Here is a 21,506-nt window from a genome sequence, read left to right on the forward strand (position 1 = left end):
CATCTGCCGATATTTAGAGTAACATTAGACCTTCAGGAAAGACCGATGAAAAAAATTCTTGCATTTTTGACTGTTGTTTTGATTTCGCTGCCGTCGTTTTCCGCGCGGGGGAATCCTTCCTCGGCAAACAGGCGGACGGCCGTCCGCTATCTCCAGCTCGCCAAGCAGTATGCGGCTGAGGGGCGGTGGGCGGAATCCGATTCGCAGTCCCGGCTCGGGTTGCAGTACGACGGGTCGGTCGCGGACTTGTGGTACATGCAGGCCGTTGCCCGCCAGGCTTTGGGCGGCTCCCGCGCCGAAATTCTTCCCCTCGTGACGAAATCCCTCGACGGGAAGGAGACAGACTGGGTCGATTACAACAGGGACAATGCCCGCGTGCTGTGCGCCGACATCCTCTGCTCGTCGCTTCGGCCGCGCGATGCGATAAAACTGCTTGACTCGAAGCCGATGGTCTATTCCGCCGACGCCGAATTCATCCGCGTAAAATCGTATTACAGTCTCGGGGACAAGGATTCCCTCGCGAAGGCGCGCTCCCGCGTCGATACGGCGCGCAAGGTGTATCCGGACGACGTGCGGTTCGCGGAGCTTTTCTACAATTTCGAATATCTGAAATCGTTCTGCGCGGGCGGGCTTTCGTCTGATGTGAAGCGCATCGCCGGCTCGTTTTTAGCGTGCATGGGGAACTACGCTTCCGTGAACGACGATGTCCGCCTCCTGTCGTCGCTTTTCACGCTTTCCGGCGACGAGCTTGTGCGCTCGCTGAAGGCGTTCGATTCGGAGAACCACCGCTCCGTTCTTTTCGCGACGTACGGTTTTCTGAACGGGATCCTCGACAGGGACGGCGCGCTCGATTATTTCTACGGGTATTCCGATTCGTCGCCTGTCCGGCTTTCCGTCCTTGAGGTTTTTGCCGCCGCCGTTTTCGGTGGTGAGATGGACGAGGGCGGGGAGACGCTTCGCAAGGAATTCTTCGACTACTTGAATTCGTTCAGCGGGACGATTCTCGACGACACGAACGGGGACGGGACGTGCGACATGACGGTCGTGTACAAGCGCGGCCGCGCGCTGGCGATATCGTATGACGGGAACCAGGACGGCGTCGACGATTGGGTCGCCGACTGCGATTTCGGCGTTCCCGTTGCCATCCATGTCGGGGAAAGCAGGCTCGATGTCGGGTACGGAACATGGCCGTTCGTGAGGAGCGCCGTTTACGACGTCTCGGATAAAGTCGGCGACGGGACGAAGGTCAAAAAGCTTTCGTTCAACCTTATAGCGGACACGCTTTCGTGGACTCCGTTCGACATCGTGTTCGATTCCGTCCTCAAGGAAGCTGTCGGAATCGATTTCTTTATACCGAGCATTCCAAAGAAGCGCCGCGCCGTTTCCGGAACTGATTTGCTTCTCGCCTCGACCTCGTATTCGCTTCCCTCGGCGGAGCGCCCTGACGCGTACGTGACGGTGAGCGTTCTCGGCGGAATCCCGCAGAGCGCGCGGTACACCGTCGGCGGCGTTGACGGCAGGATGTACGCGACTGCGCGCTTTGAGGACGGGCTTCCCGTCATGCGCCTTGTCGATTCCGATGACGACGGGCTGTTCGAGACGACGGAGATGTTCGGGCACGATTCGGAAAAGAAAGGGCGGTTCATGTCGGAGGCCGACGAGCTTCAGGTCGTGACGAACCTTTTCGGGACGCCCGCAAAGGGGACGGGCGTTTACGTGAAGATGATTCAGGTGGACTGGAACGGCGACACCGTTCCGGATTTCATCGAGGAATATACCGAGGGGCTAGGGAAAATCTCGACATGGGACTCGGACGGCGACGGAAAATGGGATGTCCGCTATGTGAAAAGGCCCGAGTCGAAGGACGGCGTGAAAAGGGAGGATTCGCTTTTCCACCAGCCGTTCTCCGGAGATGTCGTTACGGTCTCCTCCGAGAACGGCATTCCCGTCAACGTGAGCATCTCGTCTGCCGAAAACGGAAAGGTGCTCCGCAAAAACGTTCGGATTTTCGGCGGGCTTCGCGACGGATTCTACTGGATTGGCGGGAAGGAGCGCGACGACATCGCGACGGGCGCCGTTGAGATTGCCGTTAACCGCGAGCTTGGCGGGGTGGAGCAGGGCGTCTCGAAGGTTATTCAGCTTGAAGACGCGCGCTACCATGCTGTCCGCGTCGGCTCGATGGTTTTCATAGAGATTCTTCCCTCGGACTCGGGGGAAAAGTGATGAAGCTGCGTTCTTTTCTTGCGTCGGCATTTTTTCCGCTGCTTCTTTTTCCCGTCCTGTCATGCGCGTCGGACGGGGGCACTGTTTTCGTCGCGCCCGATTATTCCCTTGCGGAGGTCAGGAAAGGAGAAATCGACGCGATTGACGCGCTGCTGTCAAAGGAGAACGAGGATTCGTACAATCCCGTGATGGGGCTGTGGCGTGCGAAGCTTCTCGGCGACGAGGAGACGGTCGGGCGCGCGTTTGCGGCTGTCGTCTCGGAATTCGATTCGGCGGTCGAGAAGGAGAACTGGTATGCCGCGAGGAGCCTGTTCAAGGCGCTCCGTGTCGAGGAATATCCGTCGCTCGGCTCGCTTTCGAAAACGGAGGAGGAGCTTGACAGGCTGTGCGCGCTTTCCGTTCCCGGGCTCGGCGGCGGCTCGTCCGGAGTCTCGAAGGTTTCGTCCTTGATAAACGGAACCGTCACGATTTGGGTCGACAAGGGCATCTCGTTCCACAACGGGATGGGGTATGCCGACCGGGTAATCGGCTCCGGGTTCTTCATCTCGAAGGACGGGTACATAATCACGAACAACCACGTAATCGAGGACGTCGTTGACCCGAAAAACAAAAAATACTCGCGCGTTTTCATAAAGCTTGCGGAGGACAGCACGACGAGAATTCCCGCGAAGGTCATCGGCTGGGATTCAATCCTCGACCTTGCGCTTTTGAAGGCGGAGGTCGACGCGCCGTTCGTGTTCAATCTCGGCTCGAGCAAGGACCTCGATGTCGGGGACAAGATTTATGCGATAGGCTCGCCCGTCGGTCTTGAGCGCACGCTGACAAGCGGAATCGTCAGCGCGACGGACAGAAAGCTCTTCACGCTCGGCTCCGTCATGCAAATCGATGCCGCGGTGAATTCGGGGAATTCCGGCGGTCCGTGCATCGACGAGAACGGGAACGTCCAGGCAATTGTCTTTGCGGGGATGCTCCAGTACGAGGGGCTGAATTTCGCGATTCCCGTCGAATACCTCAAGTCGGAGCTTCCGGCGCTTTTTGCGGGCGGCCGCATCGACCACCCGTGGATATCGTGTTTCGGAAGGACGAAGAAAGTCCTCGGAAAAGAGGCGGGGCTTGAGATTCTGTATTCGCTGCCGGGCGGAAGCGCAGACAGGTCTGGGCTGAAAGTCGGCGACGTAATCGTCGGGGCTGACGGGCAGAAAATCCGCACCCTTGAGGATTTCCAGGGCATCCTCCTCAAGAATTCCGCGAAGACGGTGATAGACATTTCGGTCATCAGGGGAATCGATTCCGACGAGCCTTCCGAGAAGAAAGTCGCCGTCTATCTCGGCGTCAGGCCGTCCGCTCCCGGGCTCGACATCTACAACTCGGATTTGATTGCCAACGCGTTCGTTCCGCTTTTCGGGATGAAGCTCGTCCCGCTTTCGGAAAACGCCAGCCGGAAATTCGTCGTCCAGAGCGTTCTGCGGGGCTCGATTGCCGACGAGTCCGGGTTCTCCGAGATGGATCCGCTCCAGATTCGCTCGAAGAAGGTCAGCGAGGATAAAACAGCGCTCTACGTAGAGGTCTACACGAAGAACCGCAAGAAGGGCTACGTCGATGTCCCGCTTGCGATGATATCGTCGTTCGACAGCCCGTATTATTTTTAGCGCGGAAAGCGATTTCCCGTTTCCGGGAATTTCGCCGTCGCCCTTTTACTTTTTCAACACGACAAGGAAAAAAATATGACAGAAATGAAATTCAAGAGGAACTTCTGCATCGTGGCGCACATCGACCACGGAAAGTCAACGCTCGCCGACCGCCTCATCCAGAAGGCGAAGATAATCGACGACAGGCAGATGATGAACCAGATTCTCGACAACATGGACATCGAGCGCGAGCGGGGAATCACGATAAAGAGCCAGGCGGTCACGATTCCGTACCGCGCGAAGGACGGGAACGACTACGAGCTGAACTTCGTCGACACGCCGGGGCACGTCGATTTTTCGTACGAGGTCAGCCGCGCGATTGCCTCCTGCGAGGGCGCGCTCCTGCTCATCGACGCAAGCCAGGGCGTGGAGAGCCAGACCGTGTCGAACCTCTATATGGCAATGGAGCACGATTTGACGATTGTCCCCGTCATCAACAAAATTGACCTTCCGAGCGCGGACATTCCCTCCGTGAAGAAGCAGATTGACCACGACCTCGGGCTTGATTCCGCCGACGCCGTTCCCGTGAGCGCAAAGACGGGCGCGGGCGTCGACGAGCTTTTCGAGGCAATCGTCACAAAATTCCCCGCGCCGACGGGAAATCCCGACGGGAAGGCGCAGGCGCTCATATTTGACTGCCACTACGACGAGTACCGCGGCGTCGTAATCCACATCCGCGTCAAGGAAGGACGAATCAAAAAGGGCGACACCATCCGCTTCATGTCGAACGGCGCCGACTACAAGGTCGACCAAATCGGCATATTCCGCATCCAGTACGAGGAGCGGCAGTTCCTTGAGGCGGGCGACGTCGGGTACATCATCGCGGGCGTGAAGACGGTCTCCGACGTCCGTGTGGGCGACACCGTGACGCTTGCGGGCGACCCAGCCGCTTCCCCGCTACCCGGCTTCAAGGACGTCAAGCCTGTCGTCTTCTCCTCGATTTATCCGCTCGACTCGAACGACTACGAGGAGCTCCGCGACTCGATGGAGAAGCTCAAGCTGAACGACGCAAGCCTCGTCTACGAGAAGGACAACTCGCTCGCGCTCGGTAACGGGTTCCGCTGCGGATTTTTGGGGCTGCTGCACCTCGAAATCATCCAGGAGCGTCTTGAGCGCGACTACGACCAGGCGGTCATATTCACCGCGCCGAGCGTCCAGTACCGCGTGAAGATGCCGAACGGCGAGGAGAAGATAATCGACAACCCGACGGAATTTCCGGAGGGCAGGGTCGAGGCGAGCGAGCCGTACATCGACGCGAGCATCATCACGCCCGCCGAGTACATCGGCTCGATAATGAACCTCTGCACGGAGAAGCGCGGCGTTCAGAAGAACATGAGCTACCTCGACGAGAAGCGCGTGGAGCTTGTCTACGAGATGCCGCTTTCCGAGGTTCTTTTCGATTTCTACGACAAGTTGAAGAGCTACAGCCGCGGCTACGCGAGTTTCGACTACGAGCTTACTGATTACCAGCCGACGGAGCTCGTGAAGGTCGACATCCTCCTCAACGGGAAGCCCGTGGACGCGCTCGCCCAGCTCGCCTACAAGCCGAGCGCAGCTGCCCGCGCGAAGAAGGTGTGCGAGCGGCTCAAGGACGAGATTTCCCGCCAGCAGTTCAAGATTGCGATTCAGGGCGCAATCGGAAGCCAGATTATCGCGCGCGAGACGGTCAATCCCGTCAGGAAGGACGTCCTCGCCAAGTGCTACGGCGGCGACGTGACGAGAAAGCGCAAGCTCCTCGAGAAGCAGAAGGAGGGAAAAAAGCGCATGAAGATGATTGGAAACGTCGAGCTTCCCCAGAGCGCGTTCCTTGCCGTGCTGAAGGAGAAGGAAGAATAGGGAATAAGCGGAAGGCTTATTCCTCATTCCTTTGGGAGAAATTCCGCTTTGCGGGATTCCTCTTTGTACGGCGAGCTATTTTCCAAGCATGGATATTCCTTTCCGGATGTCTTTCAGGAAAAAATCGGTCTCGGTTCTTATGCGCTTGAGGAAGCTGATGTTTTTCGTGTCGCATCTGTATCCGTCCGGAAAATGGAGGAAAAGGTACTCGCGGCATGAGACAATCGACTCGATTTCCTCCTCCGCGGTTTTTCCGCAGCGCGCGACATCGTTTCCGAACATGAGCAGTTCGCGGAGACGCTCGAGCGCGCGTTCCTCATCCTCGAGCCACTTTTCTGCGGCGCGTTCCGCCTGCACTTTTCCTTTTCCCTTTTCCTTCAGGAGAATTCCGTTCCCGCGCGGGAAATTCCAGAAATAATCGCCCGCGTCAGGAATGCCGAGCGGAAGTCCGCTTTTTCCTGCGTCGAAAAGATTTGTTTGAGCGCGGAATGCCGAGCGGAAAAGCTCCGCGTAAGAGGAAAGGGCTATGTCCGTGTAGACGTCGCCGTTTTTCCCGCATTTCTTCCGCGCTCCGTTCCCGAATGCTGCCTCGAAAAATCCGTCCGAGGAGAGCCTCGTCCGTTTTGCGAGCCGCGTTTCCTCCGCGTTCGTTCCTGCCGTGTGCGTCCGCCCCGCCGAGAACGAGAAGTCGAGCCCCGCGACGGCTATGGGAATTTCCGTTCCAGCGCGGAGAAGAAGAGCGATGTATGTCGCGGTAAGCCCGACCGAGCCGAGCGGCGGGATTGCCGGCGGGAAGAAATCCTCCTTTTTCAGCCGCTCAAGGAATTCGGCTTTCGTGTACGACGACGCGAAGAACGAGAGCCTTCCGCCCGTGCTGTCTGCGACCTGCGAGCGCGAGGACATGTCCGCGAAGACAATCGTCCCGTTCGTGTGCCCCCTCGCGCCGATGTACGACGGCTCGATTGCGAGCTGCGACTCGACCGCGACTATGGCGTCAATCCTGATTCCATTTGCCGAAAGCGCCGGGACCGCGGCGTCGACCGCAATCGTCAGGCATTCCCCGATTTTGTCCGCGCCGATTTCCTCTATCAGCTTTCCCGTTCCTTCTCCCGCGCCGAGGACGAGGATTTTCTTGCTGACCGTGCCGCTGATGTCCCGGAAATCAACCGATGCCGGAATTTTCGCGATGTTCCGTATCGTGTTCCGGGAAAAAAGCCTCCCGAACCTCGTCAGCGTGAGCCTGTTCTTCCAGAACCGCGAGACCGCATCCTCCGCCGCGCCCAGCATCATCCTGTATGTTTCCTTTCCGAATGCCGCGCCGCCGCTCATCTCAATCATGATTACGCGCCTGACGGGCGGTATCCTGAAGCCGGCGCTGATTTCCCGCGAGAGAATTTCCGCGATTTTCCCGTTCATCCCGAGCGGAAGAAGCTCCGCGCGGAGCGAGCTGTCCGCCGCTTTCTTTTTTTCGAGCGCGGCTTCCGCGAAGTCGTGCAAATCCTTGTCCGTCTCGATGCCGAGCGCCAGACAGTCGTCTCCCAGCTTCCCGCACAGTTTCTCTATCCCGTGCCAGAGGGCGGGGGAGGCGCAGAGGACGATTGTCGCGGCGCGTATTTCGAGCGTGTCGAGCGTTTTTTCTATCGCTTTTTCGGGGGCGTATTTCGAGTAGAGGAGCCTTCCCTTGTATGAGACGGAAAAGCCCCGGCCGGTGTCAACCAGACGGGGCTTTTCGTCGTTGCTTTCGTTTTTCGTCGTTTCCATAAATCGCAATTCCGCGGAAAAAAAGAGGGCGCAGGTTCTGCCCGCGCTCCCTTTTTTCCGCTTAGTTTTTCACCATCTTGAAGTATGCCTGAAGGACGTTGTTCTCGACCTTCTTGCTGCCTGTCATCACCGACTGCGCCGAGCTGCTGTCGTAATTCGCGATTTCGCTCCTGAGAGCGTCGTCGCTGAGCCCCTTCTCCTCTGCATCTTCCGCAGCCTCAGCAATGCGGAGGACGACGACGTAGTTTCCGATGACGAGCGGCTCCGAGTATTCGCCGGTCTTGAGCTTGAACGCTTTCTCCCAGAAATTCTCGTTCCTGTCCGCGCCCGCGAGCGGGGCAACGTCCGTGGGAAGTTTTCCCGCAATCGTCGTGCTTCCGTAGTTGAGCGGGAACGGCTTCGTCGTGAAGCTCTCCGCACCCTCGGGAAGCTCAGCGCCTTCGCCCGCAACCGCCGCGCTCGCGATGTAGTCCTTCGCCTTCGCGACGAAGTAATCCTCGATTCTGCCGGATTCGTTCGACGTGATGTACCTCTTCGCGACGTCAAGCCCGTCCGGGGTCTCAAAGTCCGTTCCGGCCGTCTTTCCGTCCTTCCTGAACACGGTCCAGCCGCTTGCCGTCTTGACGACATCGGAGAACGCTCCGTCCGAGAGCGACTCGATTGCGCTGAGCGATGATTCGTCCGCGAGGATTCCCTTGACCTGATACCGGTGCGCGGCAGTGACCTTTCCTTTCGCGTCCGTGTAGTTCTTCTCGGAATATTCCTCGGCAACAGCGTCGTCGAATGAAATCTCGCCGCCCGCAAGCTGCTTCTGCACTTTCTTCGCCGTCGCCTCATCGGAAATCGTTATCGCCGAGATGTCGAACTTGTCGAACAGCTCCTTGTTTCCCTCCGCGAACGATTTTATCTCCGACTCGGGGTAGTTTGACTTGCTGAACGACACGATGTTGAACGCGCGCTTGTCCTCGCCCATTTTCTTGAGGAATGCGATTTCGGCGTCCGACGATTTGATTCCGTAGAGCTTCTTCCCGCCGACTTCCGTCTCCGAGCCGAAGATGTCGTCGTTGAACCTGCTGACGACGAGGTCCTTCTCCACGTTCTTCCTGAGCTCCTCCTTCTGGTTGTCGGAGTACATGCTGTATATTTTTGACGAATACTTGCCGGTCTCGTCCGAGTAGTAGCGGAGGAGGTTCCTGCTGACGCTCTTCTTGCTCGGTTTGTACCCGACGGATTTCTCCGCCTCGCGCGCCGTCGTCGTCACGATTGCCGCGTTGAACGCCATGTTGTACAAATAGAAGGAATTCTGCTCGTCAAGGTTCACGCCCTGGTTCCTGTAGAAATTCGAGTAGTTGTTGACCGCCGTTGCGAAATCGGTTCCCGGCTTGAGCTCGATGGGCTTGCCGTCGTACTTCCCGAAAACCGGGTACGCGCCGTTCTGCCCGCCTCCGGCTTTTGCCGGGACGAATACGAATGCAACCGCCGCCAAAATGAAAATCAGGACGGAGCCGATGTAAAGAAGAGGCTTTTTCATAAATTTTTTCCTTATTCTTGGATATTTGAAATATGTGAGACATGGATTTTATCATCGTCAAAAATAGCTGTCAACGATGGACGGGGCGCGCGTTTTTCGGCAATTCGCGCGTTTTTTGATTTTTTTTTCGCGATGGTGTTGACACGTTTTCCGCATTTCTGTATTATCTAAACATCTTTGCGGGGATGGTGGAATTGGTAGACACGCTAGCTTGAGGTGCTAGTGGCGCAAGCTGTGCCTGTTCAAGTCAGGTTCTCCGCAACGGCGGCTTCCTAATCGGGAGCCGCTTTTTTTTTGTCTGCGCGGAATTTCCTTTTCAAATCGCTGAATTATCCAAAAAACGCTGATTTTTGAAAAAAAATATAACAGGGGTGTTGATTTCCGTCCTGTTGTGGTTTATTATCGGAAACATAATTCATAATCCCAATGTCATAAGGAGTAAAACATGGCAAAGGTTGAGCTTAAGGGCATCACAAAAATTTACGACGGGAATGTTCTCGCTGTCGAGAAGTCGAACGTAACAATCGAGGACAAAGAGTTCTGCGTTTTCGTAGGACCGTCTGGCTGCGGAAAGTCAACGACGCTCCGCATGGTCGCGGGTCTTGAGGACATCACCGCTGGTGAGCTTCTCATCGACGGCGAGCTTATGAACGATGTTCCGCCGAAAGACCGCAACATCGCGATGGTTTTCCAGAACTACGCTCTCTATCCGCACATGACCGTTTTCGACAACATGGCGTTCGGTCTCAAGCTCCGCAAGGTTGACAAGGCTGAGATTAAGCGCAAGGTTGATGAGGCGGCTAAGATGCTCGACCTTACGACATACCTTGACCGCAAGCCGAAGGCTCTCTCCGGTGGACAGAGGCAGCGCGTCGCAGTCGGCCGCGCAATCGTCCGCTCTCCGAAAGTATTCTTGTTCGACGAGCCGCTCTCGAACCTCGACGCGAAGCTCCGCGTAACGATGCGCTCCGAGATTTCTAACCTCCATCACAGGTTGCAGGCGACGATGATTTACGTTACCCACGACCAGATTGAGGCTATGACGATGGGTACGAAAATCGTCGTCATGTCAGAGAAGAGAATCCAGCAGATTGGCGCTCCGCTCTATCTGTACAACCACCCGATCAACAAATTCGTCGCGGGCTTCATCGGAACGCCGCCGATGAACTTCTTCACGCTCAGAATCGCCGAGAAGGACGGAAGGGTCGTCGCTGAGGAAGGCTCGTTCACGCTCGTTCCGACTCCGGAGCAGCAGAAGTCCCTCAAGGATAAGGGCTATGTCGGCAAGGAAGTTTACTTCGGCATCCGCCCGGAGGACATCCACTATCAGGCTTCACCCGCGGCCGAGAACAACATGCAGCTCAAGGTTACGAACAAGGAGCCGCTCGGTGCGGACACTCACGTGTTCGTTCAGGTAAAGGACAAGACAATCGTCGCGCGCGTCGCGCCGGAGGTCGAGGTTCAGCTCGGCGACTCAATCAACTTCACGCCGGATATGTCAAAGGCGAAGTTCTTCGATTTGAGCACAGAGGTCAACATCTGCGAGGAAATCAAGAATACATGGAGCGACACGAACTCTTCAAAGGGTGCGAAATAACGCTTTTATGATTCGTTCCGTGCGGGGATGATGCAGCGCTTCCCCGCGCAACGGCACCGTCCCGGTTTTTCGGGCGGTGCTTTTTTTGTGCGTTTTTACTTCCGATAAAAGAATATGCTAAAAAAGAATGCGATTGTTATTTACAAGAACCTGCCGGCATTGGTGAAGGACGTCGACGGGGATAAATTCGTCGTCGAGTGGTGCGCGTCCCGTGCGAGCGCAGGCGGGAAAAAGGCCGTCTATGCGGAGCAGCGGGTGCGCGAGAAGGATGTCGTCCCGCTCGTCCTGGAATGCGGCGAGTCGGGGCATGCGTTCCTCGACAAGATGCTTGCGTTTGCGGACGCCGCCTGCGCTGAGAATTCTGAGGCGGGAAAGCAGATTGCGGAGGTCCACGAGCTCCTTCTGGGCGATGGAGAGACGGCATCGGCTCCGATTTCGTTCGGCGATGTCGTCGATTTGATGAAAGGGGCGCTCGTTCCTGTCGAGGTGTGGGGGCTTTTTTCCGCGCTCCGCGACTCGTATGAATTCAAGGTGGAAACGGTCGACGGATCCGTGATGCTCGTCCCGAGAAGCATGGACGAGATTGCCGCGATGAAGAAGAAGGATTTTGAGAAGGAACATGCCGAGGAAATTCGGGCTGCCTTTATCGCGCGGCTGAAGGAAGGTAAGCTTCTGCCCGAGGATTCCGTCTTCATGACGGAGGTCGAGACGGTCGCGCTCGGAAAAACGGACAAGAGCCGCGTCATGAAGGATGCCGGAATCGCGGAGACGCCCGAGAACGCGCACCGGCTGCTTCTCGAAACAGGCATTTGGGAGATGACGCGCAATCCCTATCCGCTGAGGTGGGGGCTGAGCGCGAAAAGCGCGAGCGAGCCGCTTCCGCCTCCGCCCGACGAGGAGCGGGTGAGAATTCCCGGCATTTCGTATGCGATAGACAACGCGTGGTCGAACGACCCGGACGACGCCATCGGCTGGGACGGGGAATTCCTTTGGGTGCACATCGCCGACCCTGCGAGCGCCGTCTCCCCCGACTCGAAAATCGACAAAATCGCCCGCGACCGTGGCGCGACGCTCTACATTCCCGAGGGAACGAGCATGATGCTCGCGCCGAACTGCCTCGAGAACTACGCGCTCGGCCTTTCCGAGGAAAGCAAGGCGCTGTCGTTCAAAATCCGACTCGCTGATGACGGGAGCGTCGATTCGTGCGAGGTTTTGCGGACGATTGTCTCCGTGAAACGATATTCGTACGAGCAGGCCGACGAGCTCAAGGAATCGCCCGAGCTCAAGCCGCTTTTCGAAATCGGGCGGCGGAATTTCGAGCGGAGATGCAGGCGGGGCGCGGTCAGCATCGAGATTCCCGAAGTCCACATAACTGTTGAGCCGGAGACGAAGAAAGTTTCGATTGAGCCGACCCCGCATCCCGAGAGCGCGGAGGTCGTCAGGGAGGCGATGCTTCTTGCGGGGGAGGGCGCCGCGCTTTTCGCGTTCAGGAACAAAATTCCGTTCCCGTTCATCGCTCAGGAAATCCCGGAGATTCCGTCGGACATTCCCGAGGGGCTTGCTGGTCAGTTCCGCCTGCGACGCTGCATGAGAAGGAGAAACGTCGGGCTTTCCCCGTCGCCGCACGGCGGGCTCGGGCTTTCGATGTATTCCCAGGTCACGTCCCCGCTCAGGCGCTACGGCGACCTCATCTCGCACCAGCAGCTCCGCTCGTTCATACGGGGGGAGAAGATGATAGACAAGGACGAGATGCTCATGAGGATGAGCGCGGGAGAGGCGGCTGCGCAGGCTTCCAAGAAGGCGGAGCGGAACAGTCGCATGCATTGGACGCTCGTCTATCTCCTTCAGAATCCCGGAAAGGAATTCGACGCCGTTTGCGTTGACCGCTCCCGCGACGTCCCGCAGTTCTTCATCCCCGAGATTGGTCTTGAGATTCAGCTGGCGTCGGAAGCCGCGCTCAACGATGTCGTCCGCGTGAAGGTGTCCCGCGTCGACATCCCGACGCTCGCCGCCGTTTTCGCCGCCGTCTGATTTCTTTGACGACCTTTTTGACGCACCTCCTGAGCCGTGCGGACGCAAACGCCGTCCGGTTTCGGGAGGTGCATTTTTTTGTGCGGATTCTCTTATTTTTCTCTTAGCCGTTTTTTATGATTGCAGAAAAGGCCTGCGTGAAAATCAAAGACTGTGTTCGGAAAAACGAGGGAAATTCGTTCTGGATGGCGCTGGAAATCAGGTGCCCGCCGGAAAGCCGGACAGGAAAAAAAGATATAACGGGAGGCTGGATATGAAAAAACGCGGCTGCTTTTCGCTTTTCGCGCTTTTTTGCGTGGTTGCCGCCGGATGTTCGGGCGGATTTGACGATTCTTCGGAAAAGGACGGCGCATCGGGCAAGACGGATTCGGCGGGCGCCATTTACGATGACGGGAGCACTACCGACTATGATGACGAGTCGAGCGCCGGTGCGACGGGGTTCGTGGAGGATGATTTATACGAAAACTTCAGCGCGGACGGCACCGTGTATGTGAGATTTGACGGAACTGCGGTGAGCGCATGGCTTGGGGACGGCTCTTCCGGCACGGTCACGGCAAGCACGACTGAAACGTCGCTCGGAACGGTTTTCGACAAAAAAATTACCGTCGTTCTGAGCGGGAACGCCGTCCAGGATGAGGCGGGCGGCACGGACGAATCTTCCAACGGCGTAATCATCCAGTACAAGGGCACGGGAAAAATCAAATATGTCCTGTCAGGAACGTATACGGGGACGGTGTTCATCAAAAACAAGGGCGCGGATGCGGCAGTCGTCCTGAACAACGTGAGCATCACGAGCGATTCCGGCGCGGGACCCGTCCTTCGGCTGTCGTCCGAGCTCCGCACGTTCATTGTCGTCCCGGAATCAAGCGAGAACATGCTGTGCGATACGCGGGTCCTGAACCAAAGCCAGACTATGTACGACGACAAAAAAGGCTCCGTCTATGCGAAGGGCGCGCTGATTTTTACGGGCGAAAGCTCTGAAAGCGCGGGCGGAACGCTCACCGTTACGAACAGCGGCTACAAGCACGCGATTTATTCGAAAGACTACATCAGAATCGCGGATGTGAAGCTGAACGCGATTGTAGAGGGAACGACCGGGCGCGACTGCATGCGGAGCCTGAATGCCGTGATAATCGACGGCGGAACAATCAGCCTCACCGGAAACGGCACCGTAACCGATGACGAGAGCGCCGGAATCAAGGTCGAGGGCGAGGATGCCGACGAGGATGATTTGACTGTGGAGTACACTGCCGGCGCGGGGTTCGTCATCATCAACGGAGGGACAATCACGATAAACACCGTCGCGAAGGGAATCACCGCTCACTGGAAGTCGGACGAAAGCGCGATTTCCTCTTCCGGTTACACACAGAAATCGAACACGTCGCTTTTGTGCGGGAACCTGCTGGACGGGACGAGCGCGACCGTTCCCGACCCGTATGTCGAAATCAACGGCGGAAAAATCAGCATCACGACGACGGGAACTCCTTACGAGGACACGTCCACCGGCGCGAAATGCTCCCCGGAAGGAATCGAGGCGAAGGGGAACCTGACGATAAACGCGGGCACGCTCTCGCTCTGCTGCACCGACGATGCGATAAACGCGGGCGGCTCAATCCGCATCAACGGCGGGGCTGTTTATGCGTACAGCTCGAAAAACGATGCGATCGACGCGAATGGTTCCGGCGGAATCACCATCTCCGGAGGGGTCGTCGTCGCCATCGGAATCAACAGCCCGGAATGCGCCTTCGACTGCGACAGCTACCCGCTGAAAATCGAAGGCGGGCTGCTCGTCGGCCTGGGGACGAACAATTACACAGCTCCTAAAAACTGCACGCAAAGCACCGTCGTCCTTTCAAGCAGCTATTACGGCAGCGCGGACACGACGATGGCGGTTACGGATTCCGGCGGAACCCCCGTGTTCGCCTACACGCTCCCGTCAAGCACGGGAACGATAATGGTTCTCTCCTCTCCGAAAATCGAGGCGGGGACGACCTACACCGTGAAGAGCGGGGTGAGCGCGAGCGGCGGAACGAGATTCCACAATTTGTATACGAGCCTTCCCGAGATTTCCGGTGGCACGAGCCGGACGACATTCTGCACGTCATCCGGAAATTATGTGGCGACCGTCTCGAGCGCGGGCACGAATCCCGGCGCGCAGGAAGGCACGCGGACGCGCTGAACCGCCTGTTCGGAAATACTTCTCCCATAAATCGACGCATTGTGCTAGAATCACCGCGTCCCGGCTTTTTCGGGCGGAAATCGCAAAAACAAAGGAAGAAGAACGATGATTGTGATGAAATTCGGCGGCAGTTCCGTGGCGAACGCGGAGAGGATTCGGCATGTTGCGGAAATTATTCGGGCGTATGCGGAGAAGAGGCCGGCGGTCGTGCTTTCGGCGATGGGCGACACGACGGACCATCTTCTGGAGGCTGCTGACGCGGCAGTCGGCGGAACCGTCGACATCGAGAAGGTCGAGAAGCTGCATTTCGACACCGCCCGCGAGCTTGGAATCGACGTTCCGGCTATCGCGGAGCTTCTCGGGGAGCTGAGGACGCTCCTCACGGGAATTTCGATGCTCCACGAGCTCACGCGCCGCACGCGCGACTATCTCGTATCGTTCGGCGAGCGCATGAGCGTGCGCATGATGGCGGCGTACCTCCAGAAACTCGGGACGCCCGCGCGTTTCTATGATGCCTGGGATGTCGGCATGGTCTCCGACTCGAACTACATGTCGGCGGAGCTGCTCGACGAAGTTTGGGAGAACATTCCCCGTTGCCTCGGCGACTACAAGTCGGGCGCGCAGAAAGAAATTCCGATTGTCACGGGTTTCATCGCGAAGGACAAGAACGGAATCATCACCACGCTCGGACGCGGCGGAAGCGACCTTTCGGCGACGATGATTGGCGCGGCGATGGGCGCGGAGGAAATCCAGACGTGGAAGGACGTCGACGGAATCCTCACGACTGACCCGCGCGTCGTCAAGGAGGCGCGCCCCGTGCCCGAAGTCACCTACGAGGAGGCGCAGGAGCTTGCGATGTTCGGCTCTCAGGTTCTCCACCCTCGCTCGATGATTCCGTGCCGCAGGACGGGAACGCCCGTTCGCGTCAAGAATTCCTACAACATAAAAAGCCCCGGCTCCGTCATCGTCGAGAAGCATTCGGGAGAGACGCCCCGCGTGACCGCGATAACGAGCGTCAAGGGCGTGACACTCATCGACATCGAAAGCTCGCGTATGCTCGGCGCCGCGGGATTCCTCGCGCACATCTTCAACCAGTTCCTCAAATGGGAGCTTTCGATTGACGTCATCGCCACGAGCGAGGTTTCCGTCTCCCTCACCGTCAACACGAAAAAAGACCTTTCCGGGCTCGTCGCCGATTTGGAGAAGGCTTCGAAGGTCGTCGTCAAGAAGGACAAGGCAATCGTCACGATAATCTGCGACGCGACGCGCTCCTCGTCGATTCTCTCCGACGTTTTCACGGCGCTCGGCCGGGAGGGCGTCAACGTCCAGATGATTTCGCAGGGCGCGAGCAAGGTCAACATATCCATGCTCGTCGATGCTTCCGAGGCGAACCGCGTCGTTCAGATTCTCCACGGCGCGCTCTTCGGCTAATTCTCCGGCGGGGCGGGCATCCGTCCGTTTCCCGCCCGTTTTTCGGGGATGCCTCGGGGCATTCCGGGCTATTTTTCAAGACGCCTTCCCCGTTTTTCGTGGGAGGCTTGCTTTTCCGGCAGTTTTTATAGAAAGGAGTTCTGAATGAAAATCGCATTGGTCGGTTATGGGAAGATGGGGCACATGATAGAGTCGTCCGCGAAGGCGCTCGGGCACGAGATTGTGGCGACAATCGATGTCGTTTCGAAGGATGCCGGCGTCGTCGTGGAGGCGGGTGATTATGACGGTGTCGCCGATGCTGTGAGGAAATCGGGCGCGGAGGGCGTCATCGAATTCAGCCATCCGTCAGCCGTCGTGGGGAATCTCCGCGCGCTCGTCCCGCTCGGCATTCCGATTGTCTGTGGGACGACGGGATGGGCTTCCAGCGAGGAGGAGATTTCGGCGCTTCTTGCGGAGAAGAACGGGGTCGCGATGCGCTCGTCGAATTTCTCCATCGGCGTGAACATGTTCTACAGAATTGTCGAGGAGGCTGCAAGGCTCCTTTCCGAGTACAGCGAGTACGATGTCGCGGTTTGGGAGGCGCACCACAACCAGAAGGCCGACAGCCCGAGCGGCACCGCGCTTGAGGTCGCGCGACGCGTGATGGCGGGCAATCCTTCGAAGACGGAGATGGTCGTCGACGCGTTCCACGAACGGCCCAAGGCGAACGAGCTTCACGTGTCGTCGACGCGCGTCGGCTCCGTTCCGGGGACGCATACCGTTTTCTTCGACTCGCCCGCGGATTCGATTGAGCTGACGCACCGCGCGAGAAGCCGCGAGGGGTTCGCGAGGGGTTCCGTCGTCGCGCTCGAGAAGCTTGTTTCCCGCGTGAATTCCGGAAGCCTTGCCCGCGGAAAGCTTTACGGCATGTCCGACCTTTTTGACTGAGCAGTTTTTGTGCCCGTTCCGGCTCGTTTTTCCGGGGCGGGCGTTTTTGTCCGTTCCTGTTCCTCCGGCAATGGCGTTCGGCGAGCCGTGTTTTTTATAGTCGATTGGCCGGAGAAAAGGTTGCCGTGCCGGACGGCTTTCGTAAGAAAGTTTGCTTCTGCGTTTCTTGTATTGCAGGTTCGGAAACAGATTTCGAAAGTCGGTCCGCATGGCGCTTCTCAAGCTAATCGGCTGTATGATGCGCCGTCTTCGTTCTGGACAGTTTTCACTTCCGATTTTTTCCTCTATAATCTTGTCATCTTTTAGGTACAATCCTTTGGAGGACTTATGACAATTGTTGAAATGCTGACACAGAGCGGAATTCTGACTGTGCTTGGTATGTGTGTTGTCTTCGCGTTCCTTTGCATCCTCATCGTCTGTATGAACCTGCTGAGAATTTGCGTTCACGCGGCGAAACTTGACGAGGTTAAGAAGGAGCCGGTGGCACCGGTGGCGGCTGCGGTTCCCGCAGTTGATGAAAAGGCAATCGTCGCGGCTATAGCGACGGCATTGCACGAGAAAAACTAAACGTTTCACTTTTATTTTCAGGAGTTTTTAGAAAATGGCTAAGAAAATCGGTATTTCTGAACTTGTCCTTCGCGATGCTACACAGTCACTGCACGCGACACGTATGACTTTGGCTGACATGCTGCCAATCGCCCCCAAACTCGACAAAATCGGCTACTGGGCGGCCGAGGCGTGGGGCGGCGCGACATACGATTCATGTATCCGCTTCCTCAACGAAGACCCGTGGGAGCGCCTCAGAAAGCTCCACGCGGCTATGCCCAACACGAAAATCATGATGCTCCTCCGCGGACAGAACCTCCTCGGATACCGCCACTACGCTGACGACGTCGTCGACAAGTTCGTCGAGACCGCGGCGAACAACGGCGTCGACGTGTTCCGCATCTTCGACGCATGCAACGACCCGAGAAACCTCGACCGCGCGACGAAGGCCGCTAAGAAGACCGGAAAGCACGTCCAGATGGCAATTTCATACGCTACGACTCCGTACCACACGAAGGAAGTCTACGCCGACCTCGCCAAGACATACGCCGATTTCGGCGCCGACTCAATCTGTATCAAGGATATGTCCGGCTTGCTCAAGCCGTATGAGGCATATGACCTCGTGAAGGCAATCAAGGCGAAGTGCGACCTTCCCGTTGAAATCCACTCTCACGCGACGACTGGCCTTTCTGTCGCGACGCTCCTCAAGGCTGCTGAGGCTGGTGCCGACGTTCTCGACACGGCGATTTCGGCCATGGCTATGGGTACTTCTCACTCTCCGACGGAGACTGTCGTCGAGATGCTCAAGGGAACTGAATTCGACACCGAGCTCGACATCGGCGCGCTCCTTGAGATTGCGGCGTACTTCCGCGACATCCGCAAGCACTATTCATCGCTCGAGTCTAAATTCCTCGGAGCCGATACGCGCATCCTCAAGTCTCAGGTTCCGGGCGGAATGCTCTCCAACCTCGAAAGCCAGCTCAAGCAGCAGGGCGCAAGCGACAAGATGGACGACGTTCTCAAAGAGCTCGTCAACGTCCACAAGGATGTCGGATACGTTCCGCTCGTAACGCCGACGTCCCAGATTGTCGGAACGCAGGCTGTCTTCAACGTTCTCTTCGGACGCTACAACAACATGACGGGCGAGTTCTGCGACCTCCTCACCGGAAAATACGGAAAGCTCCCCGCTGCTCCCAACGCCGACCTCGTCAAGAAGGCTTTGGAGAAGAACAAGATGACCGAGCCGCTCACCTGCCGCCCCGCGGACAAGATTGAGCCGGAATGGGACAAGATGGTCGAAGAGGCGAAGAAGAACGGCGGAAACGGCTCCGTCGAGGATGTCCTTACATACGCTATGTTCCCGAAGGTTGCGACGAAGTTCTTCGAGACTCGCGCCAACGGTCCTGTCGATGCTGAGAAGTCATTCGCGAAGAAGGAAGAGGCTCCCAAGGCTGCTGCTTCCGCAAACGGCTCTTACACTGTCACGGTCAACGGAACGGCATACAACGTCACGTCGAACGGCTCTTCAATCACGGTCAACGGAACGGCATACGACGTCGCGTTCGGCGCGCCCTCTGCTGCGGCTCCCGCTGCCGTTGCGACGACTGTCGGTGGAGAGGACGTGAAGGCTCCGGTCGCCGGAACGTTGCTCAAGCACTGCTTCTCTAACGGCGCTAAAGTTACCAAGGGACAGACAATCATCATCGTCGAGTCTATGAAGATGGAGCTCGAGGTCAAGTCGCCCGCTGACGGAACTATCACATACACCGTCCCGACCGGAACCCAGATTTCGAACGGCCAGACGATTGCCACAATCGGCGGCGTCGTGAAGGCTGTCGCGGCTCCGGCACCTGCGGCTGCTCCTGCAGCGGCACCCGCTCCCGCAGCATCTGCCGGCGGAAAGGCTGTCAACGCTCCCGTCGCGGGAACGCTCCTCAAGTACGCTGTCGCCGAGGGCGCGGCCGTTCAGGCAGACACGACTGTCATCATCGTCGAGTCTATGAAGATGGAGCTTGAGATTAAGGCCGGTGCCGCCGGAAAAATCCACTTCATCGCTCCGACCGGAAGCCAGGTTTCTAACGGACAGAAAGTCGCCGAGGTTCAGTAATCGAATCGGGAGAATGAATAACGTTATGATTGATTTGCAGAAGAATTTCAAAAGGCAGGTTCTTGGTGTCTCTCTCGCTGTGATGGGCGTCGCGTTCGTTCTCAGCGTGGGCAGCCAGGTTCTCGCCCAGACGTCGGAGACCGCTCCGGCGCAGGCTCAGGAAAAAGAGGCTCCGGCCCAGGATGCTTCGAAGCACGGGCTTTCCCGCGTCATAAAGGGAACGGAGACATGGGGCGACGAGCACAACATCGACCCGGGACGCTTCCTCAGCGGCATCTGGAATTCCACGGGAATCTCTAAGATGACGAAGGAGAAGGGCTCGTCGGCAAAAACTGACGAGAACGACGTCAACTTCCTCAAGCAGCCGACGACTCAGGAAGAGTACAACAAGCTCGTCGAGGCGGCTGATTCAATGTCCGCTTCCGACAACAACAAGCCCAAGACAATCGTCAACAAGCTCCGCTTCGTCCTTCAGGGCGACCCGAACGCGAACGACGAAATCCTCCACGATGTAATCGAGGAGGCTGAGAACCACACGACAGATTGGGGAACGGCTCCCGGATGGCAGTCGTTCATCATGATGGCAATCGGATTCCTCATCGTCTATCTCGGTGCGGGACGCGGTTTCGAGCCGCTCCTCCTCATCCCGATTGGATTCGGAACGATTCTCGTCAACGCTGTCGGCGCCGGAATGGGCAACCTTCCCGACGGAATGCTCGCCATCATCTACAAAGCGGGTGTCGGAAACGAGTTCTTCCCGATGCTCATCTTCATGGGTATCGGCGCGATGACGGATTTCGGTCCCCTTATCGCGAACCCGAAGACGGCGCTTCTCGGCGGTGCGGCCCAGTTCGGCGTGTTCTTCACGCTCTTCGGTGTAGCCGTCATGAACATCTTCGGATTGAACTACAACATCATGCAGGCGTGCGCTATCGCAATCATCGGTGGCGCTGACGGCCCGACTTCAATCTACGTTTCCGGAAAGCTCGCTCCAGAGCTTATGGCAGTCATCGCCGTCGCCGCGTACTCTTACATGGCGCTTGTCCCGATGATTCAGCCGCCGATTATGAAGCTCCTCACGACGAAGAAGCAGCGCATGATTCACATGCCAAACCCGAGGCAGGTTCCCAAGGCTGAGCGCATCCTCTTCCCGATGATGCTTCTCCTCCTTACGATTCTCCTCCTCCCGCCGGCAGCTCCGCTCATCGGAATGCTCGCGTTCGGAAACTTCGTGAAGGAATCTGGTGCGGCACAGCGCCTTTCAAAGACGATGGAGAACGAGCTTATGAACATCGTTTCCATCCTTCTTTCTCTCGGAGTCGGCTCTCAGATGACCCCGGAGAAAATCATCAAGGGCGAGTCAATCGGTATCATCGTTCTCGGTCTCGTGGCGTTCGGCGTCGCGACTGCCGGCGGTATCTGCATGGCTCACATCATGAACCTCTTCATGCCGAAGGGAAAGAAAATCAATCCGCTTATCGGTTCTGCCGGCGTCTCGGCAGTACCGATGGCTGCCCGCGTTGCCCACAAGGTCGCGCAGAGCGAGGATCCTTCAAACTTCCTTCTGATGAACGCGATGGGACCGAACGTCTCCGGCGTCATCGGAACGGCTATCGCCGCGGGCGTGTTCATCGCGACCTACGGAAACC

At 57.5% G+C, this 21,506-nt stretch carries 14 protein-coding genes and 1 tRNA gene; 13 read left to right on the top strand and 2 right to left on the bottom strand.

Translation table 11 applies throughout. The features are described from left to right. The first annotated feature begins 45 nt into the window (after positions 1-45). The 3 genes from TRESADRAFT_RS00705 (at position 46) to lepA (ending at position 5,747) form a co-directional block, all read left to right on the top strand. On the top strand, positions 46-2,223 hold the full coding sequence (locus TRESADRAFT_RS00705; protein WP_002701891.1) for a hypothetical protein: 2,178 nt from the start codon (positions 46-48) through the stop codon (positions 2,221-2,223). Next, positions 2,223-3,872: a S1C family serine protease gene (locus TRESADRAFT_RS00710; RefSeq protein ID WP_002701892.1), complete on the top strand. Its 1,650-nt coding sequence runs from the start codon at positions 2,223-2,225 to the stop codon at positions 3,870-3,872. Before TRESADRAFT_RS00705 ends, TRESADRAFT_RS00710 begins: the two co-directional genes overlap by 1 nt. A 75-nt stretch (positions 3,873-3,947) precedes the next feature. Further along, positions 3,948-5,747 (top strand): translation elongation factor 4, encoded by a 1,800-nt coding sequence (gene lepA, locus TRESADRAFT_RS00715; protein ID WP_002701893.1) that lies wholly within the window; start codon positions 3,948-3,950, stop codon positions 5,745-5,747. Positions 5,748-5,822: 75 nt separating this feature from the next. On the opposite strand, the gene TRESADRAFT_RS00720 is transcribed toward lepA, so the two are convergent. Continuing rightward, positions 5,823-7,508 carry a 6-hydroxymethylpterin diphosphokinase MptE-like protein gene (locus TRESADRAFT_RS00720; RefSeq protein ID WP_002701894.1) on the bottom strand — a complete coding sequence of 562 codons (1,686 nt, stop codon included), beginning with the start codon at positions 7,506-7,508 and terminating at the stop codon, positions 5,823-5,825. Between the two features lie 61 nt (positions 7,509-7,569). After that, positions 7,570-9,039, bottom strand: coding sequence for a peptidyl-prolyl cis-trans isomerase (locus tag TRESADRAFT_RS00725; protein WP_002701895.1), 1,470 nt, complete (start codon positions 9,037-9,039; stop codon positions 7,570-7,572). Between the two features lie 179 nt (positions 9,040-9,218). Between TRESADRAFT_RS00725 and TRESADRAFT_RS00730 the strand changes: the two genes are divergently transcribed. The 10 genes from TRESADRAFT_RS00730 to TRESADRAFT_RS00770 all read left to right on the top strand — a co-directional run. After that, positions 9,219-9,300: transfer RNA gene (locus TRESADRAFT_RS00730), tRNA-Leu, on the top strand. Between the two features lie 184 nt (positions 9,301-9,484). Continuing rightward, positions 9,485-10,636 (top strand): ABC transporter ATP-binding protein, encoded by a 1,152-nt coding sequence (locus TRESADRAFT_RS00735; RefSeq protein ID WP_004266573.1) that lies wholly within the window; start codon positions 9,485-9,487, stop codon positions 10,634-10,636. A gap of 114 nt (positions 10,637-10,750) precedes the next feature. Further along, a complete protein-coding gene (locus TRESADRAFT_RS00740; RefSeq protein WP_004266575.1) occupies positions 10,751-12,667 on the top strand; it encodes an RNB domain-containing ribonuclease in 1,917 nt (638 codons plus the stop codon). Between the two features lie 116 nt (positions 12,668-12,783). Beyond that, positions 12,784-12,924, top strand: coding sequence for a hypothetical protein (locus TRESADRAFT_RS16170; protein WP_159100014.1), 141 nt, complete (start codon positions 12,784-12,786; stop codon positions 12,922-12,924). Next, the gene (locus tag TRESADRAFT_RS00745; protein ID WP_004266576.1) at positions 12,921-14,846 is read left to right on the top strand and encodes a carbohydrate-binding domain-containing protein; all 1,926 of its coding nucleotides are present in this window, start codon (positions 12,921-12,923) and stop codon (positions 14,844-14,846) included. The genes TRESADRAFT_RS16170 and TRESADRAFT_RS00745 overlap by 4 nt, the downstream gene beginning before the upstream one ends. Before the next feature lie 105 nt (positions 14,847-14,951). Then, positions 14,952-16,277, top strand: coding sequence for an aspartate kinase (locus tag TRESADRAFT_RS00750; protein WP_004266577.1), 1,326 nt, complete (start codon positions 14,952-14,954; stop codon positions 16,275-16,277). Positions 16,278-16,421: 144 nt separating this feature from the next. Next, on the top strand, positions 16,422-17,204 hold the full coding sequence (dapB, locus tag TRESADRAFT_RS00755; protein ID WP_004266578.1) for a 4-hydroxy-tetrahydrodipicolinate reductase: 783 nt from the start codon (positions 16,422-16,424) through the stop codon (positions 17,202-17,204). A gap of 327 nt (positions 17,205-17,531) precedes the next feature. Continuing rightward, complete coding sequence (locus tag TRESADRAFT_RS00760; RefSeq protein WP_004266579.1) at positions 17,532-17,771, top strand: OadG family protein; 240 nt, start codon at positions 17,532-17,534, stop codon at positions 17,769-17,771. A gap of 34 nt (positions 17,772-17,805) precedes the next feature. Further along, positions 17,806-19,857: a sodium-extruding oxaloacetate decarboxylase subunit alpha gene (oadA, locus tag TRESADRAFT_RS00765; protein ID WP_004266580.1), complete on the top strand. Its 2,052-nt coding sequence runs from the start codon at positions 17,806-17,808 to the stop codon at positions 19,855-19,857. 13 nt (positions 19,858-19,870) lie between these two features. After that, positions 19,871-21,506, top strand: a 1,636-nt coding sequence (locus tag TRESADRAFT_RS00770; RefSeq protein ID WP_004266581.1) for a sodium ion-translocating decarboxylase subunit beta, incomplete at its 3' end; no start/stop codon positions are given.

Source organism: Treponema saccharophilum DSM 2985 (assembly GCF_000255555.1).
GTDB classification, from domain to species: domain Bacteria; phylum Spirochaetota; class Spirochaetia; order Treponematales; family Treponemataceae; genus Treponema_D; species Treponema_D saccharophilum.